The organism is Flavobacterium sp. (assembly GCF_039595935.1).
GTDB lineage: Bacteria > Bacteroidota > Bacteroidia > Flavobacteriales > Flavobacteriaceae > Flavobacterium.
Genome location: NZ_JBCNKR010000005.1, coordinates 183,202 through 206,960 on the forward strand (window position 1 = coordinate 183,202; position 23,759 = coordinate 206,960).

21 protein-coding genes and 1 tRNA gene are annotated in these 23,759 nt (G+C 34.2%); 16 read left to right on the forward strand and 6 right to left on the reverse strand.

All coding sequences use genetic code 11. The features are described from left to right. The first annotated feature begins 34 nt into the window (after positions 1-34). From ABDW27_RS08105 to ABDW27_RS08130, 6 genes are all read left to right on the forward strand, one after another. Positions 35-418, forward strand: coding sequence for a hypothetical protein (locus ABDW27_RS08105; protein ID WP_343695435.1), 384 nt, complete (start codon positions 35-37; stop codon positions 416-418). Between the two features lie 153 nt (positions 419-571). After that, entirely contained in the window at positions 572-1,102 is a 531-nt protein-coding gene (locus tag ABDW27_RS08110) for a DUF3347 domain-containing protein (RefSeq protein WP_343695436.1), read from the forward strand. Position 1,103: 1 nt separating this feature from the next. Further along, positions 1,104-1,664 carry an AraC family transcriptional regulator gene (locus ABDW27_RS08115; RefSeq protein WP_343695437.1) on the forward strand — a complete coding sequence of 187 codons (561 nt, stop codon included), beginning with the start codon at positions 1,104-1,106 and terminating at the stop codon, positions 1,662-1,664. Between the two features lie 232 nt (positions 1,665-1,896). After that, the gene (locus tag ABDW27_RS08120; RefSeq protein ID WP_343695438.1) at positions 1,897-4,422 is read left to right on the forward strand and encodes a heavy metal translocating P-type ATPase; all 2,526 of its coding nucleotides are present in this window, start codon (positions 1,897-1,899) and stop codon (positions 4,420-4,422) included. Between the two features lie 9 nt (positions 4,423-4,431). Further along, entirely contained in the window at positions 4,432-6,666 is a 2,235-nt protein-coding gene (locus tag ABDW27_RS08125; RefSeq protein ID WP_343695439.1) for a multicopper oxidase domain-containing protein, read from the forward strand. A gap of 308 nt (positions 6,667-6,974) precedes the next feature. Continuing rightward, positions 6,975-7,130, forward strand: coding sequence for a hypothetical protein (locus ABDW27_RS08130; protein ID WP_343695440.1), 156 nt, complete (start codon positions 6,975-6,977; stop codon positions 7,128-7,130). A gap of 118 nt (positions 7,131-7,248) precedes the next feature. Here ABDW27_RS08130 and ABDW27_RS08135 read toward each other — a convergent pair whose 3' ends face one another. Together ABDW27_RS08135 and ABDW27_RS08140 are read right to left on the reverse strand one after the other, a co-directional pair. After that, complete coding sequence (locus ABDW27_RS08135; protein WP_343695441.1) at positions 7,249-10,644, reverse strand: polysaccharide deacetylase family protein; 3,396 nt, start codon at positions 10,642-10,644, stop codon at positions 7,249-7,251. Positions 10,645-11,032: 388 nt separating this feature from the next. Further along, positions 11,033-11,485 (reverse strand): DUF4442 domain-containing protein, encoded by a 453-nt coding sequence (locus tag ABDW27_RS08140; RefSeq protein WP_343695442.1) that lies wholly within the window; start codon positions 11,483-11,485, stop codon positions 11,033-11,035. A gap of 251 nt (positions 11,486-11,736) precedes the next feature. Here ABDW27_RS08140 and ABDW27_RS08145 point away from each other — a divergent pair, with 251 nt between their 5' ends. The 5 genes from ABDW27_RS08145 (at position 11,737) to ABDW27_RS08165 (ending at position 16,056) form a co-directional block, all read left to right on the forward strand. Further along, positions 11,737-12,195: a DUF4870 domain-containing protein gene (locus ABDW27_RS08145; protein ID WP_343695443.1), complete on the forward strand. Its 459-nt coding sequence runs from the start codon at positions 11,737-11,739 to the stop codon at positions 12,193-12,195. A 126-nt stretch (positions 12,196-12,321) separates the two neighbouring features. Then, a complete protein-coding gene (locus ABDW27_RS08150; RefSeq protein WP_017498072.1) occupies positions 12,322-12,654 on the forward strand; it encodes a PadR family transcriptional regulator in 333 nt (110 codons plus the stop codon). 3 nt (positions 12,655-12,657) lie between these two features. Continuing rightward, complete coding sequence (locus ABDW27_RS08155) at positions 12,658-14,400, forward strand: PspC domain-containing protein (RefSeq protein WP_343695444.1); 1,743 nt, start codon at positions 12,658-12,660, stop codon at positions 14,398-14,400. Between the two features lie 3 nt (positions 14,401-14,403). Then, positions 14,404-15,138, forward strand: a complete 735-nt coding sequence (locus ABDW27_RS08160) for a head GIN domain-containing protein (RefSeq protein WP_343695445.1) — start codon at positions 14,404-14,406, stop codon at positions 15,136-15,138. A gap of 84 nt (positions 15,139-15,222) precedes the next feature. Next, complete coding sequence (locus ABDW27_RS08165) at positions 15,223-16,056, forward strand: DUF2807 domain-containing protein (protein ID WP_343695446.1); 834 nt, start codon at positions 15,223-15,225, stop codon at positions 16,054-16,056. A 165-nt stretch (positions 16,057-16,221) separates the two neighbouring features. On the opposite strand, the gene trxB is transcribed toward ABDW27_RS08165, so the two are convergent. Then, positions 16,222-17,169 carry a thioredoxin-disulfide reductase gene (gene trxB, locus ABDW27_RS08170; protein ID WP_343695447.1) on the reverse strand — a complete coding sequence of 316 codons (948 nt, stop codon included), beginning with the start codon at positions 17,167-17,169 and terminating at the stop codon, positions 16,222-16,224. A 176-nt stretch (positions 17,170-17,345) separates the two neighbouring features. Between trxB and ABDW27_RS08175 the strand changes: the two genes are divergently transcribed. From ABDW27_RS08175 to ABDW27_RS08185, 3 genes are all read left to right on the forward strand, one after another. After that, positions 17,346-17,420, forward strand: a tRNA-Pro gene (locus ABDW27_RS08175). 668 nt (positions 17,421-18,088) lie between these two features. Next, positions 18,089-19,333 carry a site-specific integrase gene (locus tag ABDW27_RS08180; RefSeq protein ID WP_343695448.1) on the forward strand — a complete coding sequence of 415 codons (1,245 nt, stop codon included), beginning with the start codon at positions 18,089-18,091 and terminating at the stop codon, positions 19,331-19,333. 267 nt (positions 19,334-19,600) lie between these two features. Further along, complete coding sequence (locus tag ABDW27_RS08185; RefSeq protein WP_343695449.1) at positions 19,601-19,867, forward strand: helix-turn-helix domain-containing protein; 267 nt, start codon at positions 19,601-19,603, stop codon at positions 19,865-19,867. A 109-nt stretch (positions 19,868-19,976) separates the two neighbouring features. On the opposite strand, the gene ABDW27_RS08190 is transcribed toward ABDW27_RS08185, so the two are convergent. Further along, positions 19,977-20,192 carry a hypothetical protein gene (locus ABDW27_RS08190; protein ID WP_343695450.1) on the reverse strand — a complete coding sequence of 72 codons (216 nt, stop codon included), beginning with the start codon at positions 20,190-20,192 and terminating at the stop codon, positions 19,977-19,979. Positions 20,193-20,565: 373 nt separating this feature from the next. After that, positions 20,566-21,021, reverse strand: a complete 456-nt coding sequence (gene mobA, locus ABDW27_RS08195) for a conjugal transfer protein MobA (protein WP_343695451.1) — start codon at positions 21,019-21,021, stop codon at positions 20,566-20,568. A 222-nt stretch (positions 21,022-21,243) separates the two neighbouring features. Here mobA and ABDW27_RS08200 point away from each other — a divergent pair, with 222 nt between their 5' ends. Together ABDW27_RS08200 and ABDW27_RS08205 are read left to right on the forward strand one after the other, a co-directional pair. Continuing rightward, positions 21,244-21,924, forward strand: coding sequence for a nucleotidyl transferase AbiEii/AbiGii toxin family protein (locus ABDW27_RS08200; RefSeq protein ID WP_343695452.1), 681 nt, complete (start codon positions 21,244-21,246; stop codon positions 21,922-21,924). 38 nt (positions 21,925-21,962) lie between these two features. Continuing rightward, entirely contained in the window at positions 21,963-22,280 is a 318-nt protein-coding gene (locus tag ABDW27_RS08205) for a hypothetical protein (RefSeq protein ID WP_343695453.1), read from the forward strand. A 291-nt stretch (positions 22,281-22,571) separates the two neighbouring features. Here the strand turns inward: ABDW27_RS08205 and ABDW27_RS08210 are convergent, their stop codons facing one another. Continuing rightward, the gene (locus tag ABDW27_RS08210) at positions 22,572-23,744 is read right to left on the reverse strand and encodes an IS3 family transposase (protein WP_343695717.1); all 1,173 of its coding nucleotides are present in this window, start codon (positions 23,742-23,744) and stop codon (positions 22,572-22,574) included. Between the last annotated feature and the right edge of the window lie 15 nt (positions 23,745-23,759).

Genomic DNA, 23,759 nt, shown 5'->3' on the forward strand with positions numbered 1-23,759 from the left:
AATTATCTAAATTTGTATTTCAAAAGCATTTTCATTGAAGAAAAAAATCCACATATTATTTTTTATTTTAACTCTTGGTTTCTTTTTGATGTCCAATTCAGGTTATGCATGTGGAAAATCTTCTGAAAAAACTTCGTGTGAAAAGAAAGCTGTTTCTAAAAAAGAAAAATCCCATTCTTGTCAGGAAGATTGCTGCAAGAAAGGTCATGACTCTAAAGATCAGCATGGCTGCAGCGGAAAATGTGATCATTCGAGCTGTACAACAACTGGTTTACAATTTAGTTTGATAACAACAAACGAATTTGAATTCGAAAATAATCTCTTTAACTTTTCTTCAGAGAAATCTATTTCTTACTATAAAACCGCCAGTATTTCTGATGGTTTTACTTCTATTTGGTTAATTCCTAAAATAAACTAATTCTATTTCTGACAGCCATAGTTGCGTCTGGTTTAACCGCAAAGAATGCAATGATTTACGCAAAGTTCGCAAAGTCTTTTTGCGATAGAGAAACAAAAAAATCTAAATTTAAATATTAGGAATTTAAATTCCTCTTTAATAAAATTACATAAAATGAAAAATTCAACATCAACTATAGCCGCAATAATCATATTATTATTTTCTGCAAATACTATTCAGGCAAATACAATTAAAACAACAAAGACAGGAATTGAAATCGCTGATTCAAGTCAGTTACAATCTGTTTATGATGCTTATTTTACTGTAAAAGATGCTTTAATTAAAAGTGATTCGAAATTAACTTCGGCGAAAGCCAAAGATTTATTGAATGCCATTACTGCGGTAAAAATGGACAAACTAAAAAGCGATGAACATACTGCCTGGATGAAAGTAGTTAAAAAATTAACTGCCGATGCCAAAAGTATTTCAACAACTGCAGATCTTAAAAAGCAGCGCGAAACTTTTAAATCATTATCTAAAAATACTTACACTTTAATTAAAGTTTCAAAATCTGGCGAAACTGTTTACAAACAATATTGTCCAATGGCCGATGCCGACTGGTTAAGCAAAGAAAAAGCAGTTAAAAATCCGTATTACGGTTCTTCTATGTTAACGTGTGGAAACGTGGTTGAAACCATTAAATAACATGACGCTTTACATCAAAAATATGGTGTGCGCCCGCTGCAAAATGGTTGTGAAGTCTGAATTTGAAAAACTCGGACTTCAGACTGTTTCTGTAGAATTGGGCGAAGTTGAACTTCAGGATGAAATCAATGATGCTCAAAAAGAAATTTTACTCAAAAACCTACAGTCTTTAGGTTTTGATTTTCTGGATGACAAAAAGACCAAAACAATAGAAAAGATAAAAAATCTAATTGTCGATTTGGTTCATCAAAAAAATGGAGAACTTAAAACCAATTTGTCTGATTATCTTGCAGAAAATCTAAATCAGGATTATAATTCGTTGAGCAATCTTTTTTCGGAAATTGAAAATACAACCATCGAAAAGTATTTTATAAGTCAAAAAATTGAGAAAGTAAAAGAATTATTGATTTACAATGAGCTTTCTTTAAGTGAAATTGCTGATATTTTAAATTACAGCAATGTGGCACATTTAAGTAATCAATTCAAAAAAATTACGGGCTTTACTCCTACTTCTTTCAAACAATCAAAAGATAAAATGCGTATTCAGATCGAGAATTTGTAGTTTTTTTTATTTAACCGCAAAGAGCGCAAAGGTTTACGCAAGGTTCGCAAAGATGTTTTAAGACAAAGCTTTGCGAACTTTGCGTTTTTATATAAACCCCAGCATATCAAAAATTCTTACGTGCTTTGCGGTTAATAAAATAGTAAATCTTACAAATCATTCCCAAAATTCTACAAACCGTTGTAAATCTTACTTCGGAAATTTGCATTGTAATATCCTAAAAACTAAAACAATGACTCACCAATATATAATTTCAGGAATGTCTTGCAACGGATGCCGAACTAAAGTGGAGAAAACGTTAAATGAAATAGAAGGAATTCATGCAGAAGTAACATTAGACCCGCCATTGGCAACCATAACAATGGAAAAACATGTTCCGACAGAAAAGTTTCAGGAAGTTTTATCTGCTGCCGGAAAATATACCATTGAAATGGATTCTCGTAAAAACGAATCTGAGATAAAATCATGTTGTTCAGCTCATAAAAAAGAAGATCATTCCGGACATTTTCACAAAAAAGAAAAAGCTGCAATACATAATGCAACAGGAGTTTTTTACTGCCCAATGCATTGTGAAGGCGATAAAACCTACAACAAACCAGGAGATTGTCCAGTTTGTGGAATGGATTTGGTACCGCAAATTGCCATTGGAACTCAGTATACATGCCCAATGCATCCAGAGGTTATTTCGAATGAGCCAGGCGACTGCCCAATCTGCGGAATGGATTTATTGCCAATGCAGGCATCTGAATCTGAAGAAAATAAAACGTATACCGACTTATTGAAGAAAATGAAGATTGCGACCTTGTTTACGCTTCCTGTTTTCATTATATCCATGTCGGAAATGATTCCTGATAATCCACTTTTTAAAATAATGTCAATTGAAAAATGGAACTGGGTTCAATTTCTGTTTTCAATTCCGGTTTTGTTTTATGCCGGATGGATGTTTTTTGTACGTGCTTACAAATCAATTGTAACCTGGAATTTAAATATGTTCACTCTAATCGGAATTGGAACCAGCGTCGCTTTTCTATTCAGCATTGCAGGAATGTTTTTTCCTGATCTTTTTCCAGCTGAATTCAAATCACATCACGGAACTATTCATCTTTATTTTGAAGCTGCAACCGTTATTATAACATTGGTTTTATTAGGTCAATTATTAGAAGCCAAAGCGCACGGACAAACAAACGGGGCTATTAAAGCATTATTAAAATTAGCGCCAACCGAAGCGACTTTGGTAGAAAACGGAACTGACAGAACCATATCTATTCACGACATTAAAAAAGGCGATTTATTACGAGTAAAACCGGGAGAAAAAATTCCGGTTGACGGAAAAATAACTTCTGGCGAAAGCAGTATTGATGAAGCCATGATTACAGGAGAACCTATTCCGTTGGATAAAAAAACAGGTGACGCCGTAATTTCGGGAACCATCAACGGAACCAAATCTTTTGTTATGACGGCTGAAAAAGTAGGTTCAGAAACTTTGCTTTCGCAGATTATTCAAATGGTAAATGATGCAAGCCGTTCGAGAGCGCCAATTCAAAAACTGGCAGACCGCGTTGCTAAATATTTTGTCCCAACAGTTGTTGCCATTGCTATTTTGACTTTTATTATCTGGGCAAAATTTGGCCCTGAACCTTCTTATATATACGGATTAATAAATGCGATTGCTGTTTTAATTATTGCCTGTCCTTGTGCTTTAGGATTAGCAACTCCAATGTCGGTTATGGTTGGTGTTGGAAAAGGTGCACAACACGGAATTTTGATAAAAAATGCCGAGGCGCTCGAAAACATGAACAAAATCGATGTTTTAATTACCGATAAAACCGGAACAATTACAGAAGGAAAACCAACTGTCGAGAAAATTTATGCGATCGATAATAATGAAGACTTTCTACTTCAAAATATTGCTTCTCTAAATCAGCACAGCGAACATCCTTTGGCGCAAGCCGTTGTTAATTTTGCTAAAGATAAAAATCAATCTTTCCTTAAAGTTCCGGATTTTGAAGCCGTTGCCGGAAAAGGAGTTTTAGGAACCGTAAATAATTCAAAAATTGCATTAGGAAATAAAAAGCTGATGGAACAGATTAAAGCTTCGGTTTCTGATGATTTTGAAAGCAAAATTACAGCCGAACAAAATCTGGGAAAAACAGTTTCGTACATCGCAGTAAATAACATCGTTTCGGGTTACGTAACTATTACAGACGCCATAAAAACAAACAGTGCCAAAGCAATCAAAGATTTAATCGATCAGGGCGTTGAAGTGATTATGCTTACGGGAGATAATAAAAACACAGCCAAAGCGGTGGCAGATCAACTTCATTTAAGTTCTTTTAAAGCCGAATGTCTTCCCGAAGACAAACTGAAAGAAATCGAACGTTTACAAGCCGAAGGAAAAGTTGTAGCGATGGCGGGCGACGGAATCAACGATGCTCCGGCTTTAGCCAAAGCTGATATTGGAATTGCAATGGGAACCGGAACTGATGTTGCGATCGAAAGTGCTAAAATTACACTCGTAAAAGGAGATTTAAACGGCATTGTAAAAGCTAAAAAATTAAGTTTCTCTGTGATGAAAAACATTAAGCAAAATTTATTTTTTGCCTTTATATACAATGTTTTGGGCGTACCTGTTGCGGCAGGAATTTTATATCCTGTATTCGGGATTTTGCTTTCGCCAATGCTGGCCGCGCTGGCTATGAGTTTAAGTTCCGTTTCTGTAATTGCAAATGCTTTACGCTTGCGAAATCAAAACCTTTAAAAAATCAATATGAAACTATATACTTTTCTAATAGTCTTTCTAATTGCTTTGAGTGTAAAAGCGCAAAAAGTAGTTCGTTACGATCTGCATGTTCGTGATACGATTGTCAATTTTTCGGGTAAAGAAAAACGTGCGATTGCAGTAAACGGGCAAATTCCGATGCCAACACTCACTTTTACCGAAGGCGATATTGCCGAAATTTATGTACATAACGAACTAAAAAATGAAGATACAGCGATGCATTGGCATGGATTATTTCTTCCTAATAAAGAAGACGGCGTTCCGTATTTAACGCAAATGCCTATTAAACCCGGAACAACTCATAAATATACTTTCCCCATTATTCAAAATGGAACGTATTGGTATCACAGTCATTCGGGACTTCAGGAACAAATTGGTTTGTACGGGCTTTTTATCATTAACAAAAAGAAAGACGACCAAACTTTTAGAAAAGGAATTGACGACTTGCCGACTGTTCCAGTTATTTTAAGTGAATGGTCTGATTTAAAACCAGAGAATATTCAACGAATGCTGCACAATGCCAATGATTGGTTTGCGATAAAAAAAGGAACTACTCAAAGTTATTTTGAAGCTCTTAAACAAGGTCAGTTTTCTACCAAAGTCATTAACGAATGGAAACGAATGAATGCTATGGACGTAAGTGATGTGTATTATGAAAAATTCTTAATTAACGGAAAAAACGAAGATCAGCTTTCGCAGTTTAAAGCCGGAGACAAAGTCAGATTGCGAATTGCAAATGGAGGTGCTTCAAGTTATTTCTGGCTTACTTACGGCGGCGGAAAAATCACAGTCGTTGCCAGCGACGGAAATGATGTTGAACCTGTAGAAGTCGATCGTTTGATTATTGCCGTTTCTGAAACTTATGATGTTGTCGTTACGATTCCCGAAAATAAAAAATCTTTTGCTTTTTTGGCTACAGCCGAAGACAGAACAGGATCGGCTTCTTTATTTTTAGGAAATGGCGAAAAACAGCCTGTTCATCATCTTCCCAAATTAAAATATTTTGAAGGAATGAAAATGATGAACGATATGATGAAAATGAATGGCGACATGAATGATATGGGCATGAATATGTCGCTGAATAAAATGGACATGAATGCCGTAATGTATCCTGAAATTTCCGGAGAAGAAGAATCTGAAAAAACAGAAGATCATTCGATGCATATGGAAGGTATGGAAATGTCAAATGATTCTACGAGTACTTCTGAAATTGTAACATTGAATTACGGAATGCTGAAATCTCCAACCAAAACAACATTACCAAAAGATGCTCCGGTAAAAGAATTACGCTTTGAATTATCCGGAAATATGAATCGTTATGTTTGGAGTTTAGATAATAAGGTAGTTTCTGAAACGGATAAAATTTTAATTAAAAAAGGAGAAATCGTTCGTATTACTTTGTACAACGGTTCTATGATGCGTCATCCAATGCATTTACACGGACATGATTTTAGGGTTTTAAACGAACATGGCGATTATTCTCCGCTAAAAAATGTTCTGGATATTATGCCAATGGAAACCGATACGATAGAATTTGCTGCTAATGCTGATGGTGACTGGTTTTTTCACTGTCATATCTTATATCATATGATGGCCGGAATGGGACGCATTTTTAGTTACGAAAATTCGGCACCAAATCCGTTGATTCATCATCCCGAAATGGCTTTTAAAATGCTAAAAATGGATGATCGCATGTTTCATTTAATGGCCGAAAATGATTTTGCCACAAACGGAAATGATGGAGAAGCGATGTACAGCAACACACGTTGGAGCATAGGCACGGAATGGCGATTGGGATACAACGACAAACATGGTTATGAAACCGAAACACATATTGGCCGTTACATTGGCAAAATGCAATGGTTTATGCCTTTCATTGGTTTTGACTGGCGATATCGAAAAATGGGAATGGATGAGCAGGAACAAAATCTTTTTGGACAAAAAAATACTAAAGATAATCGATCAGTTTTTAGCATCGGAGCCGAATATACTTTACCAATGCTTGTAAAAGCGCAGGTCGAAATGTATACGGATGGAAATGTGAGAATTCAGTTTGAACGAAAAGATATTCCGCTTTCGAGACGTTTGCGAATGAATTTAATGTGGAATACAGATAAAGAATATATGGCGGGTTTGAAATATATCGTTGCCAGAAATTTTGGAATTACAACGCATTATGACAGCGATATGGGAATTGGCTTTGGGCTTAATTTGAATTATTAAAAAGAAATGTGTAGTCCCCTGCGGGACATTTTTTACGGACACTATTTTATTTTTCTACCGATATTATACTCCTAACGGAGTATTCATTAGAAATCTATTAACAATCTGATACAAATTAAGATATTGGTAAAAACTATTTCATTTATTTTTCTACCGATATTTAAAATTGTCCCGTAGGGACTATATTAACATCTCCATATTTATCTATTAACTTATCATTGACAATTTCCAAAACTAAATCCCATTATATTTGAACCAACATCTTCAATCAAAAAACGAAAAATATTAACAATTAAATTACACAAAAAATGCAAAAATTATTTACCGTTTTAACTATTGCTTTATTTACAATTGGATTACAAGCTCAGGATACTACGCCTGCTAAAAAAGAAAAAGCGAAGAAAGAATCTTGCTGTAAAAAAACAGAAGATAAAAAAGACAAAAAATGCTGCGCTAAAAAATAATCGCGGCACGAATTGAATTTAAAAAGCCTCAAATATTTGAGGCCTTTTTTATGATATTTTTTTCCGCCACGAATTCACAAATTAATTTATAAAAATTCGTGAATTCGTGGCGGAAAAACTATTTTACTGTTGCCACATTTCCTGTTCTGGTAAGTACTCCCCAGCTTTGACTTTCGCCTTTTATGGCTCTCCTTAAAGCTCTGAATAAAATTACATACATTAATTGTCTGTACACAAATCGCTGTGGAATCAGCCATATTAGTTTCGTTAGTTTTTCTTTTTCAAAAATAAACGCAATTACACTCACCAACATATCTACCAGCATAAATGCTATGTAATAAATCATTATTTTATGAAGACTGTCCGGATCATTATAATTCCAGAATAAACTTAAAATAAGAACCAAATCGGCTAAAGGCGCAAAGATTGGCAATACAATCTGAAAGAGAAGGATATTGGGCAGTGCAACCATTCCTAAACCTTTATATCTCGGATTAAAACACGCATCTCTGTTTTTCCAAAAAGCCTGCATAATACCATAACTCCAGCGAAAACGCTGTTTCATAAATTCTTTTAAGCTTTCGGGAGCTTCTGTAACTGCAATTGCCTCTGTACAATTTGTAATATGATAACCGCTTTTCAAAATTCTAATAGTCAGATCGCAGTCTTCTGCAAGTGTATCGGTTGTAAAACCTCCTGCTTTTTCTATTGCTTCTTTTCTAAATGCACCAATTGCTCCGGGAACAACCGTAATTCCATTGATTAAATCAAAAGCTCTTCTGTCAAAATTTTGTGCTGTTGTGTATTCAATACTCTGCCATTTGGTAAGAATTGTATTTTCATTACCAACTTTTACATTTCCTGCGACAGCTCCAATTTCTTCATTATTTTTCAATTGAACTGTAAATCTTTTCATCAATTGCGAAATGGCATCGGTTTTTAATTGTGTATCGGCATCAATACAAACAACATAATCGTTTTGGGTTAATTTTATTCCGTAGTTTAAGGCAGATGCTTTTCCACCGTTTAGTTTTGTATGTATTTTTACTTTCGGATTATTGGCGAAAGCTTCATTAATCATGGCAAAAGTTTTGTCTTTAGATCCATCATCAACAAAAACAATATCAAAATCCGGATAATCCTGATTTAATAAGTTTTCGATGGTTTTTACAGCATTTATTTCTTCATTATAGGCCGGAACAATAATGCTGACTTTTGGAAAATTCCCTTCAAAAGATTTATAAACAGGCGGATATTTATGATCTTTCCATTTTTTTATAAAAGCCATAATCGCCATTAATGTAATTCTCAAAAAGCCAAGAAAAATAGCAACCCAAAATGTCGCGGTAATAAATTGTCCAAACCAATATCCAAAATCAAAAATTACATTATCAACCGTTATAAAAGGTCCTTCTGCTTTTGGCATAATTTCATCTTTGGTTTTGCCAAGCAAATGATAAACGGTTGTAAACTCTACATTTTTGCTTTTGAAATATTTAATAATTCTAGGCAAAGCGTCGACTGTCGCCTGTCTGTTTCCTCCGGCATCGTGTAGTAAAATAATTCCCTTATCAGGATTTGCTTCATATTGCTGTACAGTTCTAATGTAAACCGAATCGGCACTAACGCCTTTTTCCCAATCATTAGGATCAATACTTTCGCCCACACTATAATAATTTTGTGCTTTGCTTAATGCAATTGGTTTTAGTTCGGCTTCTGTTGTTGGTTCGGCATCAGCATTATAAGGCGCTCTAAAGAGTACGGTACTTTTTCCGGTTATGGCTTCGATTAATAATCGTGTCGTTTCCATTTCTTTCGCGGCACGTTCCGGACTTACCAATGCAATATTTGGATGCGTAAAAGTATGATTTCCTATTTCATGTCCTTCTTTATAAATTCTTTGCAATATTGGAATATTATTTTCTGCCTGAATACCAATAACAAAAAATACAGCCGGAACTTTTTCTTTTTTTAAAATATCTAAAATCTCCGGTGTATAAACAGGATCCGGACCATCATCGAAGGTTAAAATGACTTGTTTCTTTACATTTCCAAATTTACTTATGACATATTTGGTTGGTAATTCTACATATTTCTGTTCTGTAATCGTAGTTTCGTCTTTGTTTATTTCCAGTTCTATTTTTCCCGGTGCCGGACTTGCAATAACATTTAATACTTCGCCGTCTCCAATATAAGCAGGACTTTCGATTCGTGTGTTTACACTTTTCATGACATTAAAATCAAAAGGTTTTTTCGCAAGACTTTCGTTTGTTAAGCTTCGATGGTAAAAACTCCACAAACGCTGATCTTCGCTGCCCAAACGCCACAAAGCAGTTCCTGCCAAACCATATTCGTCACTGAATCTTATTGTGTTAAAATTTGTTGCTGCATCTTCAAAATTTACAATATGTTTTTTGCCATTACTATCTTTATAGCTAAATGAGTTACTGTAGCTGTCGTTATCAAATTTTATAAACGCATTATATTGCTTTGCAATGGCAATTGCGTGATCGTAAGTTACAGTTTCTCCTTCTTGCTTTTCCTGCCAATCGTAGCCATAACCTGCAAAACAAAGTATAATTTTATCTGATGAAATTTCCTTGGCTGTTTTATCTACGATTCTTTCTATCCATTTCTGGCTGCTTATATCTCCGGGAATACTTCCGGCATAATGCTGATCATAGGCCATAAGGAACATATAATCATTGTATTTTGCTAATTCTTTTGTATTAAAATCATCGTCGCCCGTCATTATATCCTGCGAAACAAGATATCCAAGCGGATGCAGTTTTTCGTATAATTCTTTTTGAAAAGCAATTATAGGTTCATCGCCATTTTCCTTAAACTCTTCAAAGTCAACATTTATTCCTTGTAAATCATATTTCTTTAAGTTTTTTACGATATCATTTATGAGTCTTTGTTTTTTGTTTTTGTCATGAAGAATTCTATGAATAAGATCGCCATCAAATTCGCCTTCGCCTAAAGATTCGTTTATATTATTGATTAATGGAAGGATTTTTACTTTCCCTTTTTTCATCACTTTTAATGCTAACGTATCAATATCAGTTTTCAGTAAATCGGTTTTGGGATCAATAAAAAACCATTCCGGAACTACCATATTGAGCTTGTCGATATTTTTTTCAAGCGAAAATAAACTCTGCGGATCCCAATCGACATAAAATGCAGCACGGACTTCTTCGGTGGTTTTAGGTACAGCCGGTATTTTTTTCAGTTTATCTATTTTTGTTTTTTCTCTTAAGAAATAATCAAACCCTTTAAATTGTTTGAGGTCTTTATCGCTTAATTTATTGGGAACAACAGGATTGTCTAAATTATGTCCGGTTCGACTATGAACAGCTAAAAGCGGAAGCGGCGGTTTTAATCCTTTCTTTAAAGTGATAAAGAAAATTGGCACCATTAAAATAAGAAGAAACAAAATAAGCCGGCTCGACCATTGAAAAGTTTTCCAGCGCTTTTGGGTAACGGTCTGAAATATTTGTTTTTTATCATCCATACAATCTTACTTTTAGGCAAACTTTATTAGAAAGATAAATCGAAAAGTTAATTTCAAATCTTTAAAACCTCAACATTCTAATAAAATTCATTCTTAAATGAAATATTTATCTTACAAATATAATTCAATTTGAATATAAATTTATTATTATTAAATGAAGTTTGAATTAAAGAATTAAGCTCTTGGAATTAAAATTATAGAATAAATTTACGAAAGAAAAGGTTTGAAAAACCAATCAAACATAAACAAAAACAATTGAAAAACAATACATTAAGAATAAACAAAAAAAAAAAGACCTCAATAAATTGAGGTCTTTTCTATATCTAAATCTTCCAGCCAACTTTATCAGAGTTCTTCGGCCAGAGTTCTTAATTATTTTAAAAAGAGATTATTTCAATCTAACACTCCATTCAAAATCCATTTCAGAAACCTGAACTCCTTCTTCGTTTGTTCCGATAGATTTCATCCAGAAAGTCTGTCCTTCACCTGTTTCGATTGTATTTTTTATAGCATCGGCAATTAAGTGACCGTCGTTGCAGACAAAAGTAATTCTTCCGGTTGCTTTTTTAGTAAAGTTTCCTTTGTTATTGGCAACCAGCATTGAAATCTTTTTTCCGCTCTGCTGAATCTGCGAAATAACCAAAGCTCCTGTTGTTAATTCTGCCGCCATTGCCTGAACCGCAAAATACATTGAGTTAAAAGGGTTTTGGTTTATCCAGCGATGCTTTACCGTTACGACACATTTGTCCTGGTCGATGGCTTTTACACGCACACCACAGAAGTATGCCGACGGTAATTTGAAAAGTACAAATTTGTTAAGTTTTGATACAGATATTGCCATTTGATATATTTTTTATGTAAAAATACAAAAAAACTATGCATGCACAATAAATTGACACTACTTTATAAAAACTTCAACAAAACCCATACTTCACAATGATTTACAGTTAATTAAACTTTTTATTTTAATTTTAAATTTGTTAATTTTTTGTTAATATTTGGTACTATGCAAAACAAGATACTGTTTTTTAGACATATATTTGCATAAGAAATTACTATATGCTTTTAATCAATCAATCAAAACCACTCATCATGGAAAAATCATCAGAAAAGAATACTTCGGCATTCACACATTTAAGTACATTAAGTCAATACATTATTCCGTTTGGGAATTATATTTTCCCAATTGTAATTTGGTCAAGCTACAAAGACAAATCAGAATTTGTAGATCATCACGGGAAACAAGCTTTGAACTTTCAATTGAGTTTATTGCTTTACACATTAATCTTAGCTTTAATCGCTATTCCGATTTTTGTTACGGTTTTTTTACAAAACCTTCCAATCGAAGCTGTTTTTAATGACAATGAAGATTTCTACATCAGAAATTTCAATTTTGAAGGAAACATTGGGCTTTTAAGTATTGGGGCTACGGCAGTAGTACTTTTTGGACTTTTAAAATTTGTTGAATTCTTTTTAGTGATTTATGCTTCTATAAAAGCTTCAAACGGAGAATTATACAAATATCCAATGACGATTTCTTTTATAAAGTAACACTTCAACTTCGCTTAGTGTATCCCAAAAAGATTAAAGGTTATAGAAAACAATCACAATCAATCATCAATCAATATCATCAATCAAAAAACGAATTGTTCAATCTAAAAAAAACAAAATGAAATTATGAACATTGAAAACACAAAAGCACAGATGCGCAAAGGTGTTCTTGAGTTTTGCATCTTATCAGTTCTAAAAGAAAAAGACGCATATACATCTGAAATATTAGACACTTTAAAAAACGCGAAATTACTAGTTGTTGAAGGAACTGTTTATCCGCTTTTAACTAGATTGAAAAACGACGGTTTATTAAACTATCGATGGGAAGAGTCTACATCCGGACCACCAAGAAAATATTATGGATTAACCGAAATAGGTCAAACATTTTTAAACGAACTAAGCGGTACATGGACAGAATTGTCTGACGCTGTAAAACTAATCACCAATCAAAATCAATAAGTCATGAACAAAACAGTAAATATTAACTTAGGCGGTATGTTTTTTCACATCGATGAAGATGCATATTTAAAATTGTCACGCTATTTTGACGCTATAAAACGATCACTTAACAACTCATCTGGACAAGATGAAATTATTAAAGATATCGAAATGCGTGTTTCTGAATTATTAACAGAAAAACAAAAAAGCGAGAAACATGTTGTAGGACTGAAAGACGTTGACGAAGTGATTGCAGTTATGGGTCAGCCTGAAGATTACAGAATCGAAGACGAGGAAAACACTAATAAGTCTTTTAATAATTATAGCGGAAGAAGCCACAAAAAATTATACCGTGATAAAGAAAACGGAATGATTGGCGGTGTTGCAACTGGTTTGGCTCATTATTTTGGAATCGAAGCTGTATGGGTTAAAATCGTATTCTTGATATTCGTTTTCGCAGGTTTCGGAACCGGAATTTTAGCTTATTTCGTTCTTTGGATTGTAACTCCTGAGGCTGTTACAACTTCTGAAAAACTTGAAATGACAGGAGAACCGGTTACAATTTCGAACATCGAAAAAAAAGTTCGTGAAGAAATAGATTCATTGTCTGAAAAATTTAAAAATGCAGATTATGACAAAATGGGAAACCAGGTAAAGTCGGGAGCTGAGAGAATAAGTAGTTCATTTGGAGACTTTATTATGACGGTTTTTAAAATCTTCGCTAAATTTTTAGGAGTGGTTTTAATTATAGCAGGAATCTCAACTTTGATTATGCTGTTAATTGGGGTTTTTACTTTAGGAACTAATGTTTTTGTTGAGTTTCCTTGGCAGCATTTAATCGAAGCAGGAAACTTTACTGAATACCCAATCTGGTCATTTGGTTTACTAATGCTTTTTGCAGTTGGAATTCCGTTCTTTTTCTTAACGCTTTTAGGGTTTAAATTGTTATCTCCAAATTTAAAATCAATTGGTAACATTACTAAATATACTTTGTTAGCTATATGGATTATCGCAATTGCAATCGCAATTAGTTTTGGAATTAAACAAGCAACAGAAGTTTCAAGAGAAAATAAAGTAGTTGAAAAGAAAACAATTGCCATTACACCAAAAGACACTTTGTACATAAAATTCAGATACAGTGATTATTATGCTAAAGACATCTATCGTCATGGAATGCAATTTGCGCAGGATTCAGCTGGAAATGATGTAATTTACTCAACTGATGTTCGTTTACATGTTTTACACACAGATCAAGCTTCTCCTTATATACAGGTAGAAAAAATGGCCAGAGGAAATTCATTCACAAGTGCTAAAAAAAGAGCAGAAAAAATAAATTTTAAATACCAGATTAACGGAAATCATTTAATTTTGGATAATTATTTTCTGACAGATGTTAAAAACAAACTTAGAGGCCAGGAAGTAGATGTGTTCTTATATTTACCAGAAGGACAATTATTTAAACCAGATGCGTCTATTCAGGAATATGATGACTCTGATGATAATTACTTCAACTTACATTTCAGCGGTAACTACGCTTATAAAGTAGAAGGTTCTAAAATTAAATGTTTGAACTGCCCTGCAGATGAAATGCACAACGAAGATCATGATGGAGATTATGATGAGGATTATAATGAAGAAAGCCATATTGAAAAAGATACTGTAAACGAAGTTTCGATTAAAGTAAACGGAAAAGAAATTCTAAACGGTAAAAAAACTAACGGAAAACTAACCACTGATAAAAACGGAGTTATAATTAAAATTAACTAAGCCATGATCAAAATAATCATTCATATTACGAAATTTATTATTGCCACTATTACTGCATTACTATTTGCTTCATGCAACTTTAACATGAACACTATTGAAGGAAGCGGCAATGTAACAACCGAGAAAAGAATTGTTCAGGGAGATTTTAAAAACATCGAAGTAAGCAATGCTATAGATTTAGTTGTAGAACAATCAGACTCAGTAGATATTACAGTTGAAGCTGATGATAATCTGCAAAAAGAAATTATTACAAAAGTTGAAAACGGAACTTTGATTATTGAATGCAAATTCTCTTCATTCCGCAATATCACTCAGAAAAAGGTAACGGTAAAAATGCCTAAAATTGGCAAAATCGAAGCTTCGAGTGCAGCAAGTGTTTTAAGTAAAAATACAATTCAGGGTGAAAGTATTGAGCTTGAAACTTCAAGTGCCGCATCGATGAATGTAGATGTAGAGTCTGATAATATTTCTTGTAATTCAAGCAGCGGAAGCTCAATTGGCATTAAAGGAAAAGCTTTAAAAGTACAGACTTCAGCTTCAAGCGGATCTTCTATCGACGCAGGTAAATTACAGGCTAACGATATTGATGCCGAAGCTTCAAGCGGATCTGTAATAAGTGTTCATCCAATTTTGAGTTTAAAAGCTCAGGCTAGCAGCGGCGGAAACATTAACTATAATAATGTTCCTAAAACTATCGAAAAGAGTGCAAGCTCAGGAGGAAGTGTAAGTCAGAGCTAATATTTTTTAGTGTTAAATATAAAAGAAATCATTCATCTAAAGTGGATGATTTTTTTATATTTGTCAAAATCAAATCTAGAATTAATGAAAAAAAATACTGCCCTATTCCTGCTGCTTTTGGTTACTACATTAACCTTTGCTCAAAAAAGAGAAAAAGTAAAAGGGTCAAAAGTTGTAACTACATCAGTTAAAGAAGTTGGAAGTTTCGATGCACTTGAAGTGGATGACAATTTGGAAGTTTACCTTGAAAAAGGCGAAAAAAACGAAATTAAAATTGAAGCTGATGATAATCTTCATGAGATTATCGCAATGGATTTAAGAGAAAAAACACTTCGTTTATACACTGCAAAAGAAAGTACAATTTTCAAAAAACTTGCTGTAAAAGTTACCTACACAGGTACTTTAAATAAAGTTATTTCTAAAAATGATTCAAAAGTTTATGCTATTCAGGAAGTACAGCTGGATGATATTACTTTCAACAGCCTTGATTACTCAAGACTGTATTTGAATGTAAACTCAAAAAAGTTCAGTTTAATTGCTGATGATAAATCAAAAACAGAATTAAACTTAAAAGCTGACGACGGAAATTTACAATTGAGCAAAAATGCATCAATTAAAACTTTGGTTTCTGCCATTAAATTCAAATGTGATTTGTACCAAAAAGCAAGCGCTGCGATTGAAGGAATTGCAGAAAAAGCTACCATTCGTTTAGATAATAATTCGGTTTTTACCGGAACAAAATTTACTCTTAAAGACGCTAACGTAACAGCAGAAAGTAATTCTGTTGGAAGTATTTTAGCCGAAACCACTGTTTCTATTGCAGTTAGCGATAAAGCCGAATTATCTTTATTTGGAAACCCAAAAATCGAATTAACACGCTTTTCTGAAGAAGCTAAATTGATTAAGAAGATAAAATAGGTTTCAGGTTTTCTTTGTTTCAGGTTTCAAGTTGAAATTAGAAACGTTAATCATAAAAAAATAAAATCCCGTTCCAAAAAATTTAGAACGGGATTTTTTATTACTGTTTTACAGATATAGGCAAACTTGAAACAAAGAAAAACCTGAAACCTGAAACTAAAAAACTTATTCTTTAGAAGCTAAATAACGTTCAGCATCAAGAGCAGCCATACAGCCTGTACCAGCAGCAGTAATTGCCTGACGGTAAACATGATCTGCAGCATCTCCAGCTACGAAAACACCATCAACATTTGTTTTAGATGTTCCCGGAGTATTAATGATATATCCAGTTTCGTCAAGAGTAATATAATCTTTGAAGATATCAGTATTTGGTTTGTGCCCAATTGCCACGAAAAATCCTGTTGCAGGAATTTCGATTGTTTCTCCTGTAGTTTTGTTCAATGCTTTAATAGCATGTACTACATTATTATCACCCAGAACTTCTAAAGTATCGTGATTCATTAAAATCTCGATATTTTCTGTTTTACGAACACGCTCTTCCATAATTTTAGAAGCTCTGAATTTATCGCTTCTTACCAGCATGGTAACTTTTTTACAAAGTTTAGATAGGTAATGTGCTTCTTCACAAGCAGAATCTCCAGCTCCTACAATTACTACTTCCTGATTTCTGTAGAAGAAACCGTCGCAAACTGCACAGGCAGAAACTCCTCCACCCATATTTAAATAGTGTTGTTCTGATGGTAATCCTAAATATTTAGCCGATGCTCCTGTAGAAATAATTACTGTTTCGCAGTGCAGTTCGATTGAATCATTAATCCAAACTTTATGAATATCTCCTGAGAAATCAACTTTTGTAGCCCATCCGTCACGGATATCAGCACCAAAACGTTTTGCTTGTTCCTGCAGCTGAACCATCATTTCTGGTCCTGTAACACCATCAACATAACCCGGAAAATTTTCTACTTCATTAGTTGTGGTTAACTGACCTCCTGGCTGCATACCTTGATATAAAACCGGATTCATGTTTGCTCTGGCTGCATAAATTGCTGCAGTATAACCTGCAGGGCCAGAACCTATAATAAGGCATTTAATTTTTTCGATTGTATCTGACATAATGTGTATTGTTTTTTTGTGATGCAAATGTAAACTTTATTATAAAAAATAACGCCTAAAATAAATCTGAAATAGCTATCTCAAAATAAGTTTTATTTATTTTCAATTTTTCCTTTTGTAAACAAAATTTATTACTATATTTGCATCCGCTTTCGGGCAGTATACTAATACATCTTCGGGGTGTAGCGTAGCCCGGTTATCGCGCCTGCTTTGGGAGCAGGAGGCCGCAGGTTCGAATCCTGCCACCCCGACAAAAGCCGAACAGAAATGTTCGGCTTTTTTATTGTCTTTAATTTATTATTTATGTTTTTCGTTTACATTCTTTATAGCATTACAAAAAAAAAGTTTTATATAGGTCAAACAAATGATATCAACGACAGACTTAAAAGACATAATAGCGGGCAGTCATTATCTACAAAGAATGGCATTCCATGGAAAATTATATATACGATTCAACTAAATTCAAGATCTGAAGCAGTAACTTTAGAAAACAAAATAAAAAAACGAGGTGCAAAAAGATATCTTCAAGATATAAGTTTTGATTGTCAATTGTAGCGAAGAACGGTTATAGCGTCCCGCCTTAAAGCGGGAAGGCCGCAGGTTCGAATCCTGCCACCCCGACCAGAAGACCTTCAAAGGCATTCAAAACCCCTTAAATCGTATGATTTAAGGGGTTTTTCTTTTTATTCAACTCCAAAATATTCAAGTTATATCAAAGAAAATGGGACCTATTCGGCTACCATTTTCTTTTTTTACCTTGCAGGTCCCAAAAATCATTTTAATGCTTTAAAAATCAGTCAATTGTGGTGAAATTTTAACATTTTATGCTTCTCGAATTAAGCAGTTTTTCAAAATAAAACCCAGCTTTCTTAAGACCCATTTAATGTGCAATTGATATGAAACATTAAATTTTTGAGATATGAAAACAGCAGGAATTACATTCGGAGTACTCTTTTACCTAAAGACCCAAAAAACCACGATCCAAGGTTCGGCTCCTATCTGTGCCCGAGTAACGGTAAATGGAAGACGGACTGAGATTTCAGTCAAGCGTTCCGTTAAGGCAACCGAATGGGATGAAAGAAAAGGCATGGCTAAGGGAAACCGCAAAGAAATTACTGAACTCAACATTTTTCTTAACCAGTTCAAGGCAAAAATCATAAATACCTATCAGCAGATGCTACTGAATGATGATGCTATAGACGGCCCTGCGATACGCGACCGGGTAATGGGCACGGACAGCAAATCTCCAACTCTAATGGCACTGATGGAATATCATAATGAACAGCAGATGCATAAACTTGCTCCGGGAACCATGAAGAATTACCATACCACCCAGCGGTATATAAAAACATTCTTGAGGGAAAAACTCTACAGAAACGATATTGCCCTTTCGCAGCTTAAGCACAAATTTATTCTGGATTTTGAACGTTATCTATTTAATTATGTTCCAAAGGACCACCAGAAGCCACTTAATAACAACGGCATCATGAAGCATATCGAAAGGCTACGAAAAATGATAAATATGGCTGTCAAGCTGGATTGGCTTGCTAAAGATCCTTTTGCCAGCTTCAAAAAACATTTTGACAAAGTAGAACGGCATTCATTGAATGGTAAAGAACTTGCATCGCTGATAGATAAAGAATTTACTATCGAAAGGCTGAGAAATGTTCGGGATATGTTTCTGTTCAGCTGTTATACAGGTCTTTCTTATATTGAACTCGCTGAACTAACCCCAAGCAAGATTGTTACAGGTATAGACGGTGGTCTATGGATATCTACATGCAGAGCAAAAACAGACACAGGAGTAAATGTACCTTTACTTCCTCAGGCGACAGATTTAATGGAAAAATACCGTGATGATCCACGGGCACTGAATAACGGCACGGTATTTCCAGTAATTTCAAACCAGCGAATGAACGGATATCTTAAAGAGATCGCTGATATTAGTGGTATAACTAAAACACTAACCTTTCATATTGCTCGACATACTTTTGCAACGACCGTTACTCTTAGTAACGGCGTACCAATTGAGAGTGTATCTAAAATGCTGGGACATACAAGCATTCGCACCACTCAAATCTATGCTAAGGTGGTTGAACAAAAACTCAGCGAGGATATGTGCAAGCTTAAACAGCGGATGTCTAATCTTTTATTAGATGATTGAAAGCTTTCGAATTTTTACAAAGGCAGTCTGAAATTAATGACTGCCTTTTTTTTATTGGTTTAATCTAATTTGATTTGGAGAAGATTTTTTTAAGCTTTGATTATGTAAAATCTACTTTTGTATTAACAACTTCTTTAACAGAAAAAAAGAGCAAAAGCCTGCCAAATAGAACACATTTGTTCTCCCTAATGCTACAATACTTTTATTTTGTATGCTCTGAAGCCAATAACCTTATTGTAATGACAGAGTAATGTAAATATGAGTATTATGAATGTAGATCTTATTACAAGAGATGACCTTGAAAAGTTTAAAAAAGAATTACTGGAAGAGATCAAGCGATATCAACAATACCCTCGCAAAAAAGGCGAGGAAACCCGCGTATGGCTTAAAAGTTATGAGGTGCGTAAACTTCTAAATATTTCGGCTGGAACGCTTCAGAATCTTAGATTAAACGGCACTCTGCCCTACAATAAAATTGGCGGGCTTATGTATTACCGCTATGACGATATCCAAAAACTGATGGATGGTAAGTAATATAAAGTAAATTGAGATTTTGATTTACATTATTCCAATAATTTTACAAAATCTTTTCTTGTGATTCTTTAGAGCCACTTATAAATGCATTCAATACTCATAATTTAGTTTAAAAATTATAAACTATTACTGCTAACCGAAACAGACTTTCAATTACTTCCTGTCCCTCCGATTCTGATACTGTTTCAAAACCTCTACAGCTTCTTAATTCTTCAATAGTTAATTTTTCAGCTTTTTGTTTCTGATCGCAAAAATTGCTTTCTTTTTGTTCGAGTCTTATATCCCGACTTTCAGCCTGTGGCTTTTTCAGAGTTCTATCTGCCATCATTCTCCTTTTAATAATTTATTTACTATCTTTCACCTCCTGCAGTAAACTGCAAAAGATCATTTTCAAGATCTTTACTATTTACACATCATTACTTATTTTAATTAATAAAAAATGCATGCTTAAAGTCATTTCAATAATAGTGTCACTGGTACTCTTTATCTTTTAAAACCCTAATCTTCAAAATAAAAAAGTCAGGCTAACACTTTATGATTGTATAGATTAAAGCTGTGACAGTATATAGCCATTCATCTGATAAACAGCAATTAATAAAATCTTACCGATGTATCTTATCAATTCTTTATATAGGGTACGCTAAAAATCATGTTTCATACATTGTATATGAATCAACACTAGCATAAATATGCTATTCTTAGAATTTCCCTGTCATATCAATACTTTTTTTTATATGCTTTTCTTCAAATTCCTCTGTGAGCTGTATTATCTTTTTAGATAAAACAGCCAATTCTATTGTCTGCTTTTCGAGTTTGTACAGATATGCCGAAGCTTTCTTTTCGGAAAATTTGTGGTATAAAAGCTTTACGGCCTGATTGTAATTTATCCCGACAGCTCTAAACTGGCTGTAAAGAGAGGTCAGGCGCATATAGTAGTCCATTGCGGCTTTATCGATCCTGACTATTTTAACTCCCTTCTGAAATACGCAGGCGGTAATAAAATGCGCCATTACGTGCATTCCTGACGTTTCAAAAAGAGTTAGGAAACGGGCATTTTCTTCTGCAGTAAGGCTGATGGAATATCGGTGAACGGCAGGATCTGTTTTGGAAGGCCTGCCTCCTTTGTGCGGGTTATTTTTCTTTTCATTTTCCATGGCTTCAGTTTAATGGTATTGCTTAAGCCCAATATATCTTATAACTGACAGTTAAAACCGGATTTGGAATTATGTGGAATTATTTGGAAGCATTTGGCGTACTACCTCTAAATACGGTCTTTAATCTTAATAATTGGACATCCTCAGCCAAATAAAGCCACCGGCAGACACTCTTAAGAAGCAGACAGTTTTCAGAATTAAATTTTCCGAAAACATAATATTATGCTCTACAAAGAAACTGTTACTCCCAAGATGTGGGAACTGCTCCAAATGCTTATGAAAGATGAAAAACTGAAGGATTTTAATCTTGTAGGAGGAACTGCATTAAGCCTGATGATAGGACATCGGTTAAGTGTGGATTTAGACCTGTTCTCTACACAAGATTTTAATGTTCAGACTATGCTTGCTCATTTAAGCAGTAAGCATCCTGTCACAATCAGGGATTTATTTGACAATACAATGCTTTTAAATATTGGTCAGGTCAAGGTAGACATTCTAGCCCATAAATATCCATGGCAGGAGCCTATTCAAACCGAAGAGGGAATCAGACTTGCGTCTTTACGCGATATAGGTGCTATGAAACTGCATGCTATTTTTCAAAATGGCACAAGAATAAAAGATTTTGTGGATATGTATTTTCTTTTGGAACATCATCCACTTAGAACCTACTTGGATGCATACCAGAATAAATACAATGGTAATCCCGCACTCGCTTCTCATTCATTACTCCATCATGAAAATATAGACATGGAAGAAAAAGTCAAACTGCTCAAAGGAAAGCAAACCAATTGGAACAAAATGACCCAGCGTCTTAAAAAAGCAGTTTTCAATCCTTCTTTTAATTTTTCCGAGCCAAAAAATCAAGTCCCTCCACCCAATAAAAGACGCGGATTTAGGAGATAAAATTTGAATAAGAAGCTTAAAAATCGTACTTTTACTATATGGCAGCAGTTAAAAAAAATAATGGCGTTCCAAATTTGGATCGGGTCTTTTTTTGGGATTTCGATATAGATGCTATGGACTTTAAGAAAGCCTACAAAACTATTATCGCACGTATCATAGAGCGTGGAGGGCAGTATGAAATGGATGAGATAGTACGCTTTTATGGTCATGAAAAAGTTATAAAAGCTATTCGTGATGAAATCTATTTCCTTCCCAATTATGCCATTGACCGTGCTTTAAAATTCTTTCCCGAACTCAAAAAGGAAGAAATGTACTGCTATATCAACCGAAAGGATAAACCATATCATTGGATTTAATCCTGCCTCTAAATTTACCAAACACGAGATTCTTTTTACTTGATATTTTTTAAACAGAAATAAAAAAAAGAAACCGAAGGTATGACGGGAAGCCTCAGCCTGTCCAAAAGACTACGGCATAATGTTTTGCTCGTTCCTCTCAAAACACCCTTCGGGACTTATTCCGTTTCCTTTTGGCCTGTCTGCATCCCGTCCTATGAAATAGCTTTCTTTTTCTTTTTTCTATTTTTCTTTTTCTTTGAAAAAATATTTTTATCCTTACTAATTTCCAGCCTATAATGAGGCTATAAATTATCTTAAATTTATTTTATCAAATTCTTCGATGGTTTTGTAGCCTAAAAATGAATGTCTTCTCTTTTTGTTATACCAATTTTCAATGTATTCCTGTACCTCAGCTCTCATCTGTTTTCTCGGAAGAAGTTTGTTGCGATTAATCAATTCCCTTTTAAAAGACCCGAAAAAGCTTTCTGACACAGAATTATCATTATGATTTTGTTTACGGCTCATACTGCGTGTTACACACTTATAAGATTCTAATTTGCTGGTGAAAATTTTGTTGGCGTATTGAACACCTCTATCAGAATGGAAGATTAAATTTTTAGTAATTTTTCTGTTTGCAGCTGCCATATTCCATGCAGGTAAAATTGTTGCTTTAGTGCTCATTTTGGTGCTTAGACTCCATCCTATGATTTTCCTGTCAAATAAATCCATAACAATAGTAAGATATAAAAAGCCTTTGGTTGTCTGTATATATGTAATGTCTGAAACCCAAGCCACAGCAGGCTCACTAACCCGGAATTCTCGATTTAAAACATTTGGGACTACATAGTTATTATGATATGAGTCAGTTGTCACTTTATAATTTCTTTTAGCTATACTGCGCAAACCCAGCATTCTCATATAAAATTTTACTGAAGAGCTTTTTATTTTAAATCCTCTGCTTTGAAGTTCCCTTGTAATTTTAGTGCCTCCATAGCTTTTTTCAAATTCATAAAATATGGATGCAATTTCTTGTTTTAATAAAATTACTCTAGCCTCTGTATCTGTAATCTCCTGCTTTTTTCTTCTATAATATGTCGTTTCCGATACTTCTAACACGGCACATATTTTTCGAATCGAATATTGTGATTTATTGTTTTCAATGAACTGTTTAGTCATTATTTTTCCCTGCGAAACATATCTGGTTCCTTTTTTTAAAATTTCCAGCGTAATTTTTGAATCTTTGATTTTTTTTTCCAGACTGGTAATGACGGCTTGTTCAGGGGTCATTCTTGGATGGCCGCATCCGCAGAAACTGCCTGTTCCATATTTTTCAAAGTCTTGTCTCCATTTGTACAGGTAATCAGGGACTATTCCCATCTCTCTTGCAAAACCTGCAATCTGCCCTTTTCCCCGCTCATAACTTAACTTGACTGCATTCTCTTTGAAAGTACGTTCATAGTGTCTCATAGCTTGAAGTTTTATAATTTATCGCACAAT

What these genes read in the sequence shown, in the direction of transcription:
- ABDW27_RS08110 (WP_343695436.1), top strand. Translation starts at nt 572, where the DNA reads ATGAAAAATTCAACATCAACTATAGCCGCAATAATCATATTATTATTT.
- ABDW27_RS08115 (WP_343695437.1), top strand. Translation starts at nt 1,104, where the DNA reads ATGACGCTTTACATCAAAAATATGGTGTGCGCCCGCTGCAAAATGGTT.
- ABDW27_RS08120 (WP_343695438.1), top strand. Translation starts at nt 1,897, where the DNA reads ATGACTCACCAATATATAATTTCAGGAATGTCTTGCAACGGATGCCGA.
- ABDW27_RS08125 (WP_343695439.1), top strand. Translation starts at nt 4,432, where the DNA reads ATGAAACTATATACTTTTCTAATAGTCTTTCTAATTGCTTTGAGTGTA.
- ABDW27_RS08130 (WP_343695440.1), top strand. Translation starts at nt 6,975, where the DNA reads ATGCAAAAATTATTTACCGTTTTAACTATTGCTTTATTTACAATTGGA.
- ABDW27_RS08135 (WP_343695441.1), bottom strand. Translation starts at nt 10,644, where the DNA reads ATGGATGATAAAAAACAAATATTTCAGACCGTTACCCAAAAGCGCTGG.
- ABDW27_RS08140 (WP_343695442.1), bottom strand. Translation starts at nt 11,485, where the DNA reads ATGGCAATATCTGTATCAAAACTTAACAAATTTGTACTTTTCAAATTA.
- ABDW27_RS08145 (WP_343695443.1), top strand. Translation starts at nt 11,737, where the DNA reads ATGGAAAAATCATCAGAAAAGAATACTTCGGCATTCACACATTTAAGT.
- ABDW27_RS08150 (WP_017498072.1), top strand. Translation starts at nt 12,322, where the DNA reads ATGAACATTGAAAACACAAAAGCACAGATGCGCAAAGGTGTTCTTGAG.
- ABDW27_RS08155 (WP_343695444.1), top strand. Translation starts at nt 12,658, where the DNA reads ATGAACAAAACAGTAAATATTAACTTAGGCGGTATGTTTTTTCACATC.
- ABDW27_RS08160 (WP_343695445.1), top strand. Translation starts at nt 14,404, where the DNA reads ATGATCAAAATAATCATTCATATTACGAAATTTATTATTGCCACTATT.
- ABDW27_RS08165 (WP_343695446.1), top strand. Translation starts at nt 15,223, where the DNA reads ATGAAAAAAAATACTGCCCTATTCCTGCTGCTTTTGGTTACTACATTA.
- trxB (WP_343695447.1), bottom strand. Translation starts at nt 17,169, where the DNA reads ATGTCAGATACAATCGAAAAAATTAAATGCCTTATTATAGGTTCTGGC.
- ABDW27_RS08180 (WP_343695448.1), top strand. Translation starts at nt 18,089, where the DNA reads ATGAAAACAGCAGGAATTACATTCGGAGTACTCTTTTACCTAAAGACC.
- ABDW27_RS08185 (WP_343695449.1), top strand. Translation starts at nt 19,601, where the DNA reads ATGAATGTAGATCTTATTACAAGAGATGACCTTGAAAAGTTTAAAAAA.
- ABDW27_RS08190 (WP_343695450.1), bottom strand. Translation starts at nt 20,192, where the DNA reads ATGGCAGATAGAACTCTGAAAAAGCCACAGGCTGAAAGTCGGGATATA.
- mobA (WP_343695451.1), bottom strand. Translation starts at nt 21,021, where the DNA reads ATGGAAAATGAAAAGAAAAATAACCCGCACAAAGGAGGCAGGCCTTCC.
- ABDW27_RS08200 (WP_343695452.1), top strand. Translation starts at nt 21,244, where the DNA reads ATGCTCTACAAAGAAACTGTTACTCCCAAGATGTGGGAACTGCTCCAA.
- ABDW27_RS08205 (WP_343695453.1), top strand. Translation starts at nt 21,963, where the DNA reads ATGGCAGCAGTTAAAAAAAATAATGGCGTTCCAAATTTGGATCGGGTC.